Origin of the sequence: Octadecabacter temperatus (assembly GCF_001187845.1) — a bacterium.
Lineage (GTDB): Bacteria > Pseudomonadota > Alphaproteobacteria > Rhodobacterales > Rhodobacteraceae > Octadecabacter > Octadecabacter temperatus.
Genome location: NZ_CP012160.1, coordinates 1959146 through 1973345, shown reverse-complemented (window position 1 = coordinate 1973345; position 14200 = coordinate 1959146). Strand labels below are relative to the sequence as shown.

9 protein-coding genes are annotated in these 14200 nt (G+C 55.6%); 5 read left to right on the top strand and 4 right to left on the bottom strand.

Annotated elements, in window-relative coordinates:
• Nucleotides 1–162 precede the first annotated feature (162 nt).
• The gene (locus OSB_RS09905) at nt 163–1980 is read left to right on the top strand and encodes an ABCB family ABC transporter ATP-binding protein/permease (protein WP_049834847.1); all 1818 of its coding nucleotides are present in this window, start codon (nt 163–165) and stop codon (nt 1978–1980) included.
• 16 nt (nt 1981–1996) lie between these two features.
• Here the strand turns inward: OSB_RS09905 and OSB_RS09900 are convergent, their stop codons facing one another.
• The 3 genes from OSB_RS09900 to OSB_RS09890 all read right to left on the bottom strand — a co-directional run bounded on the left by OSB_RS09900 (nt 1997) and on the right by OSB_RS09890 (nt 7666).
• Nucleotides 1997–2617, bottom strand: a complete 621-nt coding sequence (locus OSB_RS09900) for a LysE family translocator (RefSeq protein ID WP_049834846.1) — start codon at nt 2615–2617, stop codon at nt 1997–1999.
• Between the two features lie 88 nt (nt 2618–2705).
• The gene (locus OSB_RS09895; protein ID WP_049834845.1) at nt 2706–6458 is read right to left on the bottom strand and encodes an efflux RND transporter permease subunit; all 3753 of its coding nucleotides are present in this window, start codon (nt 6456–6458) and stop codon (nt 2706–2708) included.
• Nucleotides 6455–7666 (bottom strand): efflux RND transporter periplasmic adaptor subunit, encoded by a 1212-nt coding sequence (locus tag OSB_RS09890; protein WP_049834844.1) that lies wholly within the window; start codon nt 7664–7666, stop codon nt 6455–6457. Before OSB_RS09890 ends, OSB_RS09895 begins: the two co-directional genes overlap by 4 nt.
• 246 nt (nt 7667–7912) lie before the next feature.
• Between OSB_RS09890 and OSB_RS09885 the strand changes: the two genes are divergently transcribed.
• The 4 genes from OSB_RS09885 (at nt 7913) to OSB_RS09870 (ending at nt 12824) form a co-directional block, all read left to right on the top strand.
• Complete coding sequence (locus OSB_RS09885; RefSeq protein ID WP_049834843.1) at nt 7913–8602, top strand: tetratricopeptide repeat protein; 690 nt, start codon at nt 7913–7915, stop codon at nt 8600–8602.
• Nucleotides 8603–8635: 33 nt separating this feature from the next.
• On the top strand, nt 8636–9964 hold the full coding sequence (locus tag OSB_RS09880) for a PQQ-like beta-propeller repeat protein (protein ID WP_082166451.1): 1329 nt from the start codon (nt 8636–8638) through the stop codon (nt 9962–9964).
• A gap of 49 nt (nt 9965–10013) precedes the next feature.
• A complete protein-coding gene (gene der, locus OSB_RS09875) occupies nt 10014–11507 on the top strand; it encodes a ribosome biogenesis GTPase Der (protein WP_049834842.1) in 1494 nt (497 codons plus the stop codon).
• A gap of 72 nt (nt 11508–11579) precedes the next feature.
• Nucleotides 11580–12824 (top strand): phospholipase effector Tle1 domain-containing protein, encoded by a 1245-nt coding sequence (locus OSB_RS09870; RefSeq protein ID WP_049834841.1) that lies wholly within the window; start codon nt 11580–11582, stop codon nt 12822–12824.
• On the opposite strand, the gene serS is transcribed toward OSB_RS09870, so the two are convergent.
• Nucleotides 12817–14109 (bottom strand): serine--tRNA ligase, encoded by a 1293-nt coding sequence (gene serS / locus OSB_RS09865; protein ID WP_049834840.1) that lies wholly within the window; start codon nt 14107–14109, stop codon nt 12817–12819. The two genes, OSB_RS09870 and serS, sit on opposite strands and share 8 nt — an antisense overlap.
• Nucleotides 14110–14200: the final 91 nt, after the last annotated feature.

The following is a 14200-nucleotide window of genomic DNA, read 5'->3' as shown; positions in this document are numbered from 1 at the left end:
AAGAAAACAAATGGAAATTTGAAACAATTACGAGGGATTCCTCGGTTTGGGCCCAATTTGGAAACAATTATTTTGCAGCACACACCCTTAGCGTGTGGGAGAGGCTGGCAAAGCCTCTCTTGAGCTACTAAGTAAACAAGCCAGTTTAGAAGAAAGCTATTTATGCGCGGTCTGACCAAAACATCTGAAAATCTCGACGGTACAAAAATCCAAGGATTGAACGTTATCAAACGCGTCGTTCCGTACCTGTGGCCTGATGACCAACTTTGGGTGAAGCAACGTGTTGTTGCCGCACTTTCGGTGCTGTTTCTTGCTAAGTTGATCGCCGTTGGTACGCCGCTTTTGTATAAAGGCGCGGTTGATGCGCTTGCGGGCGAGGGCTCTGCGTCGATGTTGGCGATTGGGGCCGTAGGCCTGACGCTGGCTTATGGCTTCGCGCGTTTGATGAACGTGGGCTTTCAGCAATTGCGCGATGTGATTTTTGCGAAGGTCGGGCAGCGGGCGCTGCGGGCGCTGGCGCTTGAGACATTCACGCATATTCACCGCCTGTCGATGCGTTACCACATCACGCGTAAAACCGGCGGGCTTAGCCGGATCATTGAGCGTGGTGTTAAGGGCGTTGAATTCCTGCTGCGTTTCTTGTTGTTCTCTATCGGGCCGTTGTTGATCGAACTCGTTATGATCGCGGTGGTTCTATTTTTCTTGTTTGATGTCTGGTACTTGGCAGTCGTCGTCGGGACCATTGCTCTCTACATCTGGTTCACCTTCACCGTTACGGAATGGCGCGTGAAGATCCGCAAGGTCATGAACGACCAAGACACGGACGCGAACCAAAAGGCTATCGATAGTCTGCTGAATTTTGAAACGGTTAAGTATTTTGGCGCGGAAAAGCGTGAGGCGGATCGCTATGACGGCGCAATGGAGCAATATGTGGATGCAGCTCTTAAAACCTCCTACTCATTGGCGTTCCTAAACTTTGGGCAATCGGTTCTGATTACGGGCGGCTTGGTCGCTGTGATGGTGATGGCTGCGATGGGTGTCGAAAGCGGGGCTTTGACGGTCGGTGACTTCGTTATGGTCAACGCCTACATGATCCAGATCACAATGCCGCTGAACTTTTTGGGCACCGTTTATCGTGAAATTCGACAGGCCTTGGTCGACATGGGTGCCATGTTCGATTTGTTAGAACAACCGAGTGAAGTGACCGACAAACCGGACGCAAATGTTCTAAATGTGCAAGGCGGCGAAGTGGTTTTTGATGGTGTTTTCTTCGGATATGACGCGGAACGCCCGATCTTGCGCGGGGTTGATTTACCTATCGCGGCGGGACAGACGGTTGCGATTGTTGGATCATCGGGTTCGGGGAAATCAACCATCGGGCGGTTGCTGTTCCGCTTTTACGATGTCGGTGATGGTGCGATCCGTATTGACGGGCAAGATATCCGCGATGTGACCCAAGTCAGCCTGCACGAACAGATCGGCGTGGTGCCGCAAGACACCGTGCTGTTCAATGACACGATCCGCTACAACATCGCCTATGGGCGTGAAGGCGCAAGCTTTGAAGAGATCAAAGCGACAGCGAAGGCGGCCAAAATCCATGACTTTATCGAAAGCCTGCCGGATGGGTATGAGACCACCGTCGGGGAACGTGGGCTAAAGCTGTCGGGCGGCGAAAAGCAGCGTGTCGGCATTGCGCGCACATTGCTAAAAGACCCGCCAATCCTGATTTTGGACGAAGCGACAAGTGCGCTCGATACTGAAACCGAGATGGAAATTCAAAATGAACTCAAGGGTTTGGGTCATGGACGAACCGTTCTAACCATCGCGCACCGCCTGTCCACCATCGCAGATGCCGACCGCATTGTGGTTCTTGAGAACGGTGTCGTTGTGGAACAAGGAACGCATGACGACCTTCTCGCCAAGGGCGATCGCTACGCCCATCTTTGGAACCGCCAGCAACAGGATGAAGACGCGGCTTAAGCGGCGATCACCCTGATCAGCTCGCGGTGATGCGTGACATTTTGTAACCGGCGTAAAGCAATGCGGTTCCGGCTGTTTTGTTGACCGTTGCGATGATCCAACCGGGCATAGTTCCGCGTGTCAACCGATCTCCGAGCAACCCATAAGCGGCATAAATCGCCAGGTCGATGCACAAAGTTACGCCACCCATGATCAGCAATTGCCAAATCAATGGGCGGTCGACGTCGATGAATAGCGGCAGGATCGCCGCGAAATAGAGCAGTGCTTTGGGGTTGGCGAACTCAATGATAAAGCCTTGCAGATAAAGTGAATAAACGGTTCTCGGTTTGCCAGACTTAACAACCAATCCGCCTGATTTTGACAATAGCGCCATGAGGCCAAGGTAGATCAAATACGCCACGCCGACCCATTTAATGATCGAAAATACAGTATGGGATGCCACAATCAGGGCGGCGATGCCCGTGGCAGACAAAGCGAAATAGACGACATTTGCGGAGGCGATCCCTGCCGCACCAGCGATTGATTTCAGGGCCCCGTTTGATGCGCCCTGACTGGCTGCCGCCACTGCAGCGGCGCCGGGGGCCAGCACAACAAGGACAGTTGTGATAAAAAACAACGTAAAAGTCTCAAACGCCACGCCCGTCTCCTGATTGAGGTACCAGGATAGGTTAGGAGCTATGTCAGAGCGCTGCAATCATGCGCACCATGACGAATTGTTATGTCAACTATTCGGCGGCTTTTAGGGAGGCTTCAACCGGAACAGGCAGAGCATCCGGATCATCCCAGATAATCTCTGGCGCTTTAACCCGTTTGGCCTCACGTGACAGTGCCCAGTCTTGTGCGGCACGGCTTTGGCGCCCCATTGAGAGTTTGGACAAAAGCTGTGCACCCCAACGTGCATATGTCGTGATCCAGACTCGTAGCGCCAACATGGAAGGCGTGAACACTAGCGTCAGAACCGTTGCGATACCAAGGCCGAACACAACGGCCGTGGCCAATTGCTTCCACCAAAGCGACGTCGGGCTGTCGATGGAAAAGCCACCGCCAATGAAGTCCAAAGATAGACCGAACATCATCGGTGCAAGGCCCGCCATGGTGGTGATGGTCGTCAGCAGAACAGGCCGAATACGATCTTCCGCGGTGCGCGTGATCGCCTCGGTGCGTGGCATGTAACGTTCATATTCTTGGTAGGTATCAATCAGCACGATGTTGTTGTTCACAACGATCCCCGCCAAGGCCACGATGCCTGTACCCGTCATAATGATCGAGAACGCCTGATCCATAACCAACATCCCGATCAGCACACCTGTGGTGGACAAGATCACCGCCAGCAGAACGAGGACCGAATTATAGACCGAGTTAAACTGTGCCAGCAAGATGATGAACATCAGCCCCAACGCACCTGCAAAGGCTTGCATAAGAAAGGCTCCGGATTCGGCTTGGTCTTCCTGATCGCCTGTCCATTCATAGTTTACGGACGCGGGGAGCGGGTTGGTTTCGAGCCATTCGGTGAGGAGTTCGATACGTTCGTTGCCGTTCACGGCGACGGGTGTCGCATCGCCATCGGTGATCGCTGTTTGAACGTCTGCGATGCTGGCCGCATCAAGCAGTTCGACCAGTTCAAATAGAGTACCGTCAGATGCTTCTATTGTGCGCGCGGCATCAACGGTGCTCTCACCGTCTTGTACTTCGCGGAACAGGCCGAGCACGGATAGGGTTTCGCCTTCGCCAACTGTGAATTTTGTAAGGTTCGCTTCAACATCCGCCTTCACATCAAAGTAGCGGTTCTGGTCGATCCGGTCGATCTGGGCCAGTTCCGGCACGGGGGTGCGGGTGATGAAGTTAGACAGCGGCACGAGGCCGGACGTGGTGCGCACACGCAAGCTGTCGAGCGTGGATAGCACGCGGTCCGCTTCAGGCAAACGCACGCGGATTTCGATTTCCTCATCCGAGGTGTCCACCCGCATCGTGTCGAGTAAAATACCGCGTGTCACAAGTTGCACCATGCCGCCAACAGTTGCGACGTTGGCACCGTAACGGCCTGCCTTTTCAACATCGACCGTGATTTCCCAATCGATGCCGGGCAGGGGGCGGCTATCCTCAATGAGGGTCAAACCGGTCGTGTCGTCGAACTGCGCACGCACGGTGGCAGCCGCAGATTGGAGGTCGTCCCAGTTGCCGCTAGTCAGGCGCAGATGAACGGGTTTTGCCGCACCGGGCCCACGCGACAGGTTGAGGATTTCAGTGCGAATTCCGGGGAGAGTTTCAAGTTCCGCCTGAAGACGCGCCATGATGACGTCACCGTCCAAGGTCGCCAGATCAATGTCATTGGCACGGGCAAAGGCGGGGCGATCGTCCCAAGGAACGAGTTCCAATTGCAGCTGGCCGATGGTGTCTTTAGGGCTTTCGCCGCCGCCAGTGTTCTGGTTCAACCCGCCTGCACCAGCAAAGGCAAAGACGGACTGTATACCCGGTTCGGCAAGGGCCATCGCCTCGGCTTGTGCGACGAGAATATCCTTTTCCGCAATGCTAAGGTTGCCACGTGCTTGGACGTAAACAATGGCCTGTTCAGGTTCTGAATCAACGAAGAATTCAACGCCATTATTGTTGGCCCCAAAGAAGCCGAACACTGACATCACGATGAAAACGATCCCTGCAATCGATACGATTGGCATGATCGGATTGCCCGCAATGAAATGAATAAAGTGCCCAAAGATCGAACGACGGTATCCAGCTTTAATGTTCTTGGCGGGGCGCTCGATCTTGGATGCGCCGACAGTGATGGAAACCGCAATGCCACCCAGAAGGAACAAGATCATTCCGGGAAGGGAGGCAAAGAAGCCACCGTCGTTAATCTGTGCGCCTGTCAGATAGCCAGGGTTCAATGTCATCATCGCGCCGATGAACACCATCATGATCGCAGGGAAGATCAGAGCGACATTCACCAACCACGGCAAACGTGCCTTTAGAAGGTCAGAAGTGTTGCCAAATGCGCGGCTCATCCGGCCTGTGACGCCACCCAGAACGGGAAGGTAAATCAGTGCAACGACAAGGGATGCGGACAACACGAAAATGATCGTGACAGGCAGCATGCCCATGAATTGTCCCGGAATGCCGGGCCAGAATAGCATTGGTAGGAAGGCACACAGCGTGGTGGCTGTGGACGATACGATGGGCCAGAACATGCGTTTGGCAGCGTCCGTGTAGGCTTCCATCGGGCCTGCGCCCTCTTTCATGCGCTTATCGGCGTATTCCACCACAACAATTGCGCCATCCACCAGCATCCCCACAGCAAGGATCAAACCAAACATGACGATGTTTGAGATGGTGATTTCCATCACGGCAAGGAACGCGAAGCACAGTAAGAACGACGTCGGGATAGCAAAGCCAACCAGCAGCGCTGGGCGTGTGCCAAGGGCGGCAAGCACCACGATCATTACCAGTGCAATCGCCGTCAGAACTGAGCCCTCAAGTTGACGTACCATGGAATCCACGTTGCGCGATTGGTCGTTGGACACGCCAACCTGTACTGAATCGCGCAGGTCTTGAGGCCATGTGGCAAGTTCCGCGTCAATCACATCACGGACTTCTTGCGCCGTATCAATCAGGTTGAAACCACGACGTTTCACGACCTGAAGCGCCACTGTGGTGGTTCCGTTAAACCGCGCGGTGCTGCTGCGGTCTTCAAACGTCAGGCGGATTTCTGCAAGATCGCCAAGGGTGATCACGCTGTCACCGTTGGTCTTGACGGGCAGAGTGTAGATGTCGCGTGGCTCATCAAAGCTGGACGGGATTTTGACAGCGAAGGACCCTTGCGCCGTTTCGACTTCGCCCGCCGCGATCAGCAAGTTGTTCTGCGTCACAACGTTGATCAGCTCACCCGCGGTGACGTTGTAGGCCTCAAGCTTAAGCGGATCGATGATCACTTCGATCATCTCATCGCGCTGGCCGGTGAGGGAAGCCTCAAGCACGCCGTCGATACCTTCGACCACTTCTTGCAAGTCTTCGGCCACGCGCACAAGCGTGCGTTCAGGAACGTTGCCCGTCAGGTTAACGATAACGATTGGGAACTCGGAAAAGTTGATTTCGTTGATGGAATAGGTGTCAGCACCTGAAGGGAACTGACCTTCAGCGGCGTTCATCGCATCGCGGATGTCGGCCATCGTGTCTGTCTTGTTCCAGCCGAAATCGAATTCCAGCGCAACGCCTGCATATCCTTCGGCGGCAGTTGCCGTCATATTTTCAAGACCATCTAGGTCTTGCAGCTGCGCTTCCATTGGTTTGACAAGCAGCGTCTCGGAATCCTCGGCGGAAATGCCGGGGAAGGGGACCGAAACAAATACGATTGGGATTTCAATGTCTGGCTCACCCTCTTTGGGCAGACCGAAATAGGCGAGGCTACCTGCCAAAAGCGACAGGATGATAAACGCAATGACCATCCGCGCACGCGCGGCGGCGACGTCGATGATTTGTATCATCCGTCAGCCTCCTGCATCGTCGGTTCAACCGGCACGCCGTCGGTCACGTATTCTTGGCCAACGACGATGACATCAACCGTTTCGGGCAGGCCTGTGACCCAGATGCCATCAATCGTGTCGCGCATGACGCTAATTGGAAGGAAACGGGCGATGTTGCCTTCACCCACGACGCGCACGCCAATGTTGCCGTCATTATCCAACGTCAATGCAGAGCCAGGAAGCAGGTGCGCTTTGCGCCCATCGGACGCCACAAGGATCTCAGCCGTCTGTCCATCACTGATGTGAAGGTCAGCGTTGGGAACGCGAACTTCAACGCGGAAGGTGCGGGTCAATTCATCTGCTGAGCGCGACAAGAACGTCACTTCGCCAACGACCTCTTCACCTGTCGCAAGGCGTGCGCCGGCCATCGCACCAACGGTTATCTGGCCTACGTTGGTCTCTGGAACGAAACCAACCAGTTTGATCGGGTCGAGTTGGATGATCGTCGCGCATGGCGCACCGGGCTGCATGAGCGAGCCGATTTCAGTCGTGTCGCTTTCCAGCAATCCAGCAAACGGGGCGGAAATGTTCAGACGCTCAATCTCGCGCTCGGCGGCGGCGACACCGGCTTGCGCGGCCTCAATCCCAGCTTGAGCGGACGTGACGGATGTAGATGCCCGTTGAACGCCTGCGTTTGCGGCTTCGAGTGCGGCCTCGGCAGAAATAAGGCGGGTTTCGGATGCGAATCCGTCTTCGCTAAGCTGGCGGGCGACGTTAACGTTTATCTCTGCTTCGCGAACACGCGCGTTTGCTTCGATAACGGTGGCCTGAGCTTCTGGCACGCGCCCCTGTGCTTCGGCCAGACGAGCGCGTGCTTCGGCAAGGGATGCAGCACGCGTGCCAGGGTCGAGCTGGCAAAGCAGTGCCCCTTCTTCAACGAATGCGCCTTTGCGGATCGGTTCTGAAATCACGAGGCCGGAGGTTTCAGACGCGACTGTCACCTGACGCGCGGCTTCGGTGCGACCCCGCAAAATAACGGCGCTATCCACTGTTTCAGCAACGGACGTCATCGTGACGACAGAGATGCGATTAACCACTTCTTCTTCAGTTTCAATGTCAGTTGCACTTGGGTCGACTTGGGCAAAGACCATCAATGCCTCGCGTTCGAAAACGAGAGCATAAAGCGCGACCGAAACGACAGTCGCTGTAATCAGGGGCATGAAACGCATTGGACTCTTTCGTAGTGTGGGGTGACTCGCGGTATGAGAATTATGGTCTGAATTGTCTGAACTAACCAGTTCAGATTAGTGAAAGATTGACGCACCGACAAGCCTGAAATGTTAAGGGTCGTTACTTTTGTGTGCAACCTTCTGAATAGTCCGTATTTCCGCATGATTAGGGCAAGGTTCACGCGGGCCTCTTGTCCCCGCTTAGCCCTTCGCGATAAGAGGGGCGGGAAACTGCGTGAGGGCACTATGAGCAATTCTGAAAGCTTCATCGAAGAAGTCACCGAAGAGGTCCGTAAGGATCAACTGTTTGGCTATATGCGCAAGTATGGCTGGATCGCGGTATTGGTCGTTTTGCTGATCGTTGGCGGCACGGCCTATTCCGAATTCCGCAAGGCGCAGGTTACGAATGCGGCTGAGGCTGCTGGTGACGAAATCCTTGCCGCATTGGAAATTGACGACGACGCAGAGCGCGCCGCTGCCTTGCTGGCAATTGAGACAAGTGGCCCTGCTGCGGCTGTGACGGGCCTTTTGGTTGCGTCTAACCTCACAGAAACGGGTGACGTCGCAGGGGCTGCCGCTGCCCTTGAAGCGGTTGCTTTGGATGAAGAGGCTCCGCAGGTTTACCGTGACCTCGCCGCGCTGAAATCCGCAATGGTGCAAAGTGGCACGCTTTCAATTGAAGAACGTCGTGCGATGCTGTCCGGATTGGCCGTCGCGGGCGCACCGTTCCGTCTGGTTGCCCAAGAACAACTGGCATTGCTCAGCGTAGAAGAAGGCGACATCGAAGCTGCGACGACGCAATTTCTTGCGATCGCACAAGACGCTGAAACCACACGGGGCTTGCGTGAACGCGCGTTCAGCATGATTGTGGCGATGGGCGGTGACATTGATGCGCTTCTCGGCGATAGTGCGGCAAGCGACGCGCAAGACAATTAAGAACCCTCCAAAGGGCCCGAAAAGGGGAACGATGTGACAGGCAAGATTGTAACCGGTTTCAAAGCAAAGACGCTTATGGCGTTGGCCCTGACGACGTCTTTGGTCGCCTGTGGCGAGAAAGACGTAATTTTACCGGGCGAGCGGCTCGATATTCGTGGTGAAGCTGCCGAAGCGATTGTTTTTGTAAACGAAGCGCGCCCGATCTCATTGCCTGCTGCATCATTGAACACATCTTGGACGCACCGGAACGGCAACCCGACGCACCGCATTGCACATCCGGCATTGGGCGCGGCACTGTCGCCGTTGTTCGCCGTAAATATCGGGGCAGGCGACAGCCGCCGCCTTCGTATCACTGCTGATCCAGTTGTGACGTCCAACGCGATTTATACACTGGATGCACAAAGCCAAGTGGTCGCGACATCGCCAGCGGGCGCAACCCTTTGGTCGCGCAGTGTCATTCCTGCATCCGACAATCCGCGTGATGCATCTGGTGGCGGTTTGGCCGTTGCTGGAACTGTTTTGCTGGCGACCACTGGTTTTGGTGAAGTCGTCGCACTTGACGCGGCCTCTGGTGGTGAACTTTGGCGTCAGGATCTTGATGCTCCGGGTACGTCTGCGCCGACCATTCAAGGCGATCTGGCCTATGTCGTGGCCCGTGATGGCCGTGCTTGGGCGCTTGAGCTGACCTCAGGCCGTATCCGTTGGACACAAAACAGCACGCCGCCAACGTCTAACTTTGCCGGTGGTGCTGGCGCCGCGGTAAACAGCGAGTTCGCGATTTTCCCATTCCCGTCAGGTGAAGTCCTCGCGGCGTTCCCTGAAGGCGGCTTGCGTCGCTGGTCGACTGTCGTGACGGGCCAACGTCCGGGGCAGGCGGCATCAAACATATCTGACATCGCTGGTGACCCTGTGATTGATGGCAACCGCGTTTACGTCGGTAACTTTTCTGGCCGTGTTGTGGCGTTGGAAATTGCCAACGGGGGCCGTATCTGGACGGCGACAGAAGGGGCCGTTGGCCCTGTTTGGCCTGCTGGTGATTCCGTCTTTATGGTCAATGACCTTGGTGAATTGCTGCGTCTGGACGCAGACGATGGCACCGCGATCTGGCGTGTTGAGCTTCCCGGCTTTGAAGAAAACCGCGAACGCCGTCAAAAAACCCGTTTCGCACACTACGGCCCGATCCTTGCGGGGGGACGTTTGATCGTGGCCTCCTCTGATGGGCTAATTCGTCAGTTTGACCCAACGTCGGGCGCGCTGGTTGGCACCATTGAAATTCGTGGCGGGGCTGCGTCTAACCCTGTTGTCGCAAATGGTACGCTTTACGTTGTGTCCAAGCGCGGTGAATTGCTGGCTTTCCGTTAAGCGTTAAACGGTGTAGTGCGCGTCTCTAACCTTATAGAGTCGTATTCTCATGTCTTTCACACTCGCCATTGTCGGCCGCCCGAATGTTGGCAAATCCACGTTGTTCAACCGCCTTGTCGGTAAGAAGCTCGCGCTGGTCGATGACCAACCCGGTGTCACGCGCGATTTGCGCGAAGGGCCTGCGCGCCTTGGCGATCTGCGCTTCACGGTGATTGATACCGCTGGTCTGGAAGAGGCGACGGACGAATCCTTGCAAGGCCGCATGCGCCGCCTGACGGAACGAGCTGTCGAAATGGCCGATGTCTGCCTGTTCATGTACGACGCGCGCACGGGCATCATGCCTGCGGACGAAGTGTTCGCGGATATTCTACGCAAGAAGAACGCCAACGTGATCCTCGCCGCAAACAAATCCGAAGGCAAAGCCGCTGATGCGGGCGTGATTGAGGGGTTCAACCTTGGTCTTGGCGAACCCATCCGCCTGTCTGCTGAACACGGCGAAGGTTTGGGTGAGATGTATGATGTGCTGATGCCGCTGTCAGATGCGTTTGAAGAGCGCGCAGCCGCTGATGCACCGGAAACCGACGTTGATGTGGATGATGAAGACGAAGACGGTCCGCGTATCCCGACCAAAGCCAAGCCTTTGCAAATCGCCGTCGTTGGCCGCCCGAATGCGGGTAAGTCCACGCTGATTAATCAAATCCTTGGCGAAGATCGATTGTTAACTGGGCCAGAGGCGGGCATCACCCGCGATGCGATTTCCGTTCAGATGGACTGGGCTGCTGGCGAAACCAGTGTGCCTGTTCGTATCTTTGACACAGCCGGTATGCGTAAACGCGCTAAGGTTCAGGAAAAGCTTGAAAAACTGTCGGTAAGCGATGGCCTTCGCGCCGTAAAGTTCGCCGAAGTTGTCGTCGTTTTGCTCGACGTGGAAATCCCGTTTGAGCAACAAGATTTGCGCATCGCTGACCTCGCCGAACGTGAAGGTCGCGCCGTGGTTCTTGCGGTGAACAAGTGGGATGTCGAACCAGAAAAGCAGGCCAAGCTAAAAGAGCTGAAAGAAGAATTCACACGTCTTCTGCCACAGCTTAAGGGCGCGCCGCTGATTACTGTTTCTGCGAAAACAGGTCGTGGTATTGATCGCCTTCAAGAAGCGATTTTGCGGGCCCATGAAGTTTGGAACCGTCGCGTAACCACGGCAAACCTGAACCGTTGGCTGATGGGCATGACCGAAGCGCACCCGCCCCCTGCACCGGGCGGTCGTCGCATCAAAATGCGCTATGCAACACAGGTAAAAACGCGCCCACCAGGATTCGTTGTAATGTGTTCCCACCCCGACATGCTGCCGGAAAGTTATTCGCGCTATCTGGTAAATGGGCTGCGTCTTGATTTTGATATGCCAGGGACACCGATCCGCCTGCATTTCAGATCACAGGCCGATAAGAACCCGTATAAAAACAACACGAAATCAACGCCATCTCGCCTGCGTAAGCACTTGGGTAAGGCGCCAGCTGATCAGAAAAAGCGGTTCCGCGGGAATTCTTAAGGTCAGGTTTAGCTGACTTGACGTAAGGGTAAGTGCACTTCAGCCTAAGGGTAAGCTGAAGAGGGCAAGCCGATGAAACGCATCGCTATTTTTATTGATGGAACGTGGAACAGACCGGATGCAAAGCATCCGACGAATGTTGTGCGCCTGTCGCGCTGCGTTGCGTCCCATGCCGTTGGCGGGATGCCGCAGGTGGTTTTGTATTCGCCTGGTGTTGGATCTGGTCGCGGCAACAATTGGGCTGCGCGACGGATGGATCGGCTGCTGGGCGGGGCGCTTGGTTGGGGGCTGACGGACATTATCGAGGAGGCGTATCGCAACCTCGTGTTTCTGTTTGAACCGGGCGATGAGATCATGGTGTTCGGGTTTTCGCGTGGTGCGTTTGCAGCGCGGTCTTTGGTTGGGCTGATCCGGTCGTGCGGTATTCCCGCGCGTGACAAGCTGGCTGAAATCCCTGAAGCGATGCGGCGATACCGCAGCCGTGCGCCTGAAACGCACCCTGATCATCCCGAAAGTCTGGCGTTTCGCGCCGCGTTCGCACCGAACGTTTACGTGAACGAGACCGAGGCCAAATGGCGGCGCAAGAATGGAGCGCCGATCAATGATGCCGTGCGCCTTGGCATTGCCTATTTGGGTGTTTGGGACACGGTCAGCGCCCTTGGGCTGCCCGCATTTGCCCCTTTCGCGACGCGGTTTAATGCGCAGTACCGGTTTCATGATGCAGCACTGACCAGCATGGTTCTGGCGGCACGTCATGCGATTTCAATTGATGAACGCCGCAAGACATTCCCCAGTTACCCGTGGTCAAACATGCTGGATTTGAACGTTAAATATGAAAGAGAATTGATCCCGACCCACATGCAACAATGGTTTCCGGGCAATCATGGATCAGTTGGGGGCGGGGGCTCGCGCGTTGGGCTGAGCTCGATTTCGTTGAACTGGGTGGCCTTGGGGGCGCAGGCAGCAGGTTTGCGGTTGGATTGGTCTGAAATGGACCGTGTCGCGCCGCGTTTTGATGTGACCGAACGGCTGGACAACAAGTTTGGACCGGTTGGTCTGTCTGGCGCGTTGATGAGTGCGATTTCAAAAGACAGGGACGGACCGTCTGGTTTGGATGAGCTTTCTATGGCCGCGCTTGATCGCTGCGATGCCGAGCCAGAGTATCAACGCAACGCAACATTGCGCCAGATTTATCATGAAGTTCATGGTGTTGACGACGCGCAGCGTGACGCTATCCGCAATGCACGAAAGTGGGCAGACGGGGGCTATACCCATCTGCCCGACGAAATTTTGCGCCCACATCAGTGGCTTAGCTAAGGGAGCCGTCAGCGTTGATGTTTGTCTTGCCACCCATATAGCCGTGCAAGGCCTTGGGGAGCACGACCGAGCCGTCTTCTTGCTGGCCGTTCTCAAGAACCGCAATCAAGCAACGCCCGACCGCAAGGCCCGAACCGTTCAACGTGTGAACGAATTGCGGCTTGCCACCATCTGCTGGTTTGAAACGTGCGTTCATGCGGCGGGCTTGGAATTCGCCCGTCGTAGAAACCGAGCTGATCTCGCGGTAAGCATTCTGTCCCGGAAGCCATGCTTCGATGTCAAAGGTGCGGCGTGCGCCAAAGCCCATGTCACCGGTGCAAAGCAGAACGGTTCTGTAAGGAATTTCTAGACGTTCCAGCAAATCTTCTGCGCAACGCAGCATGCGTTTTTGCTCAGCATCGGATTCGTCAGGATGCGTCACAGACACCATCTCAACCTTTTCAAACTGGTGCTGGCGCAACATGCCTGAGGTGTCACGACCCGCACTGCCCGCCTCGGAGCGGAAGCAAAGCGAATGCGCGGTGTAGCGGCGGGGAAGGTAGGATTCATCGATGACATGGTTCGCCGCGATATACGTGAGCGGGATTTCAGACGTGGAAATCAGCCACATGCCCTCAGTCGTTTGGTAGCTGTCTTCAGCGAACTTTGGCAGCTTGTCGGTTCCATACATCGCGTCATCACGCACAAGGACGGGCGGGTTCACTTCGGTCAATCCGTTCTCAAGCGTATGAATATCCAACATAAACTGCGCGAGTGCACGATGAACGCGTGCCACGGCACCGGACATCAGCACAAAGCGACTGCCAGAAATTTTCGCGGCCGTTTCAAAATCCATGCTGGGTTTGACGCCAGCAATTTCAAAGTGCTCAACCGGCTTGAAATCAAACTCGCGCGGGGTGCCCCACGTCGAGATTTCAGAGTTGTCGTTTTCATCCGCGCCCATTGGCACATCATCGGCTGGCAGGTTGGGGATCACGGCAAGGCGCTCGGTCAAAGCCGCATCTTGTGCTTTGGCTTCGTCGTTCAGTGCGGAAATTTCCGCTTTCTTTTCAGATACAAGGGAACGCAGGCGTTCGAATTCGGCCTCATCACCACGCCCTTTCGCAGCGCCAACCTCTTTGGCGGCTTTGTTAGCTTCGGCTTGCGCGGCTTCCGCTGCACCGATCTTTGCGCGGCGCGCTTCGTCCATGGCCAACAGCTCAGTCGACAAAGGCGCATCGCCGCGGCGGGACAAGGCCGCATCAAAAGCTGCGGGGTTCTCTCGGATGGCGCGAATGTCGTGCATGGGACTGGTCCTTGATTACGGTTTAAGAAGGGTCATATGGCGTAGAGAATGCGTACACAACCTGTACACAGAGCGTATGTACATTTCATCG

Coding starts and splice junctions, on each gene's coding strand:
- OSB_RS09905 (WP_049834847.1), top strand. CDS start 163: ATGCGCGGTCTGACCAAAACATCTGAAAATCTCGACGGTACAAAAATC.
- OSB_RS09895 (WP_049834845.1), bottom strand. CDS start 6,458: ATGATACAAATCATCGACGTCGCCGCCGCGCGTGCGCGGATGGTCATT.
- OSB_RS09890 (WP_049834844.1), bottom strand. CDS start 7,666: ATGCGTTTCATGCCCCTGATTACAGCGACTGTCGTTTCGGTCGCGCTT.
- OSB_RS09885 (WP_049834843.1), top strand. CDS start 7,913: ATGAGCAATTCTGAAAGCTTCATCGAAGAAGTCACCGAAGAGGTCCGT.
- der (WP_049834842.1), top strand. CDS start 10,014: ATGTCTTTCACACTCGCCATTGTCGGCCGCCCGAATGTTGGCAAATCC.
- OSB_RS09870 (WP_049834841.1), top strand. CDS start 11,580: ATGAAACGCATCGCTATTTTTATTGATGGAACGTGGAACAGACCGGAT.
- serS (WP_049834840.1), bottom strand. CDS start 14,109: ATGCACGACATTCGCGCCATCCGAGAGAACCCCGCAGCTTTTGATGCG.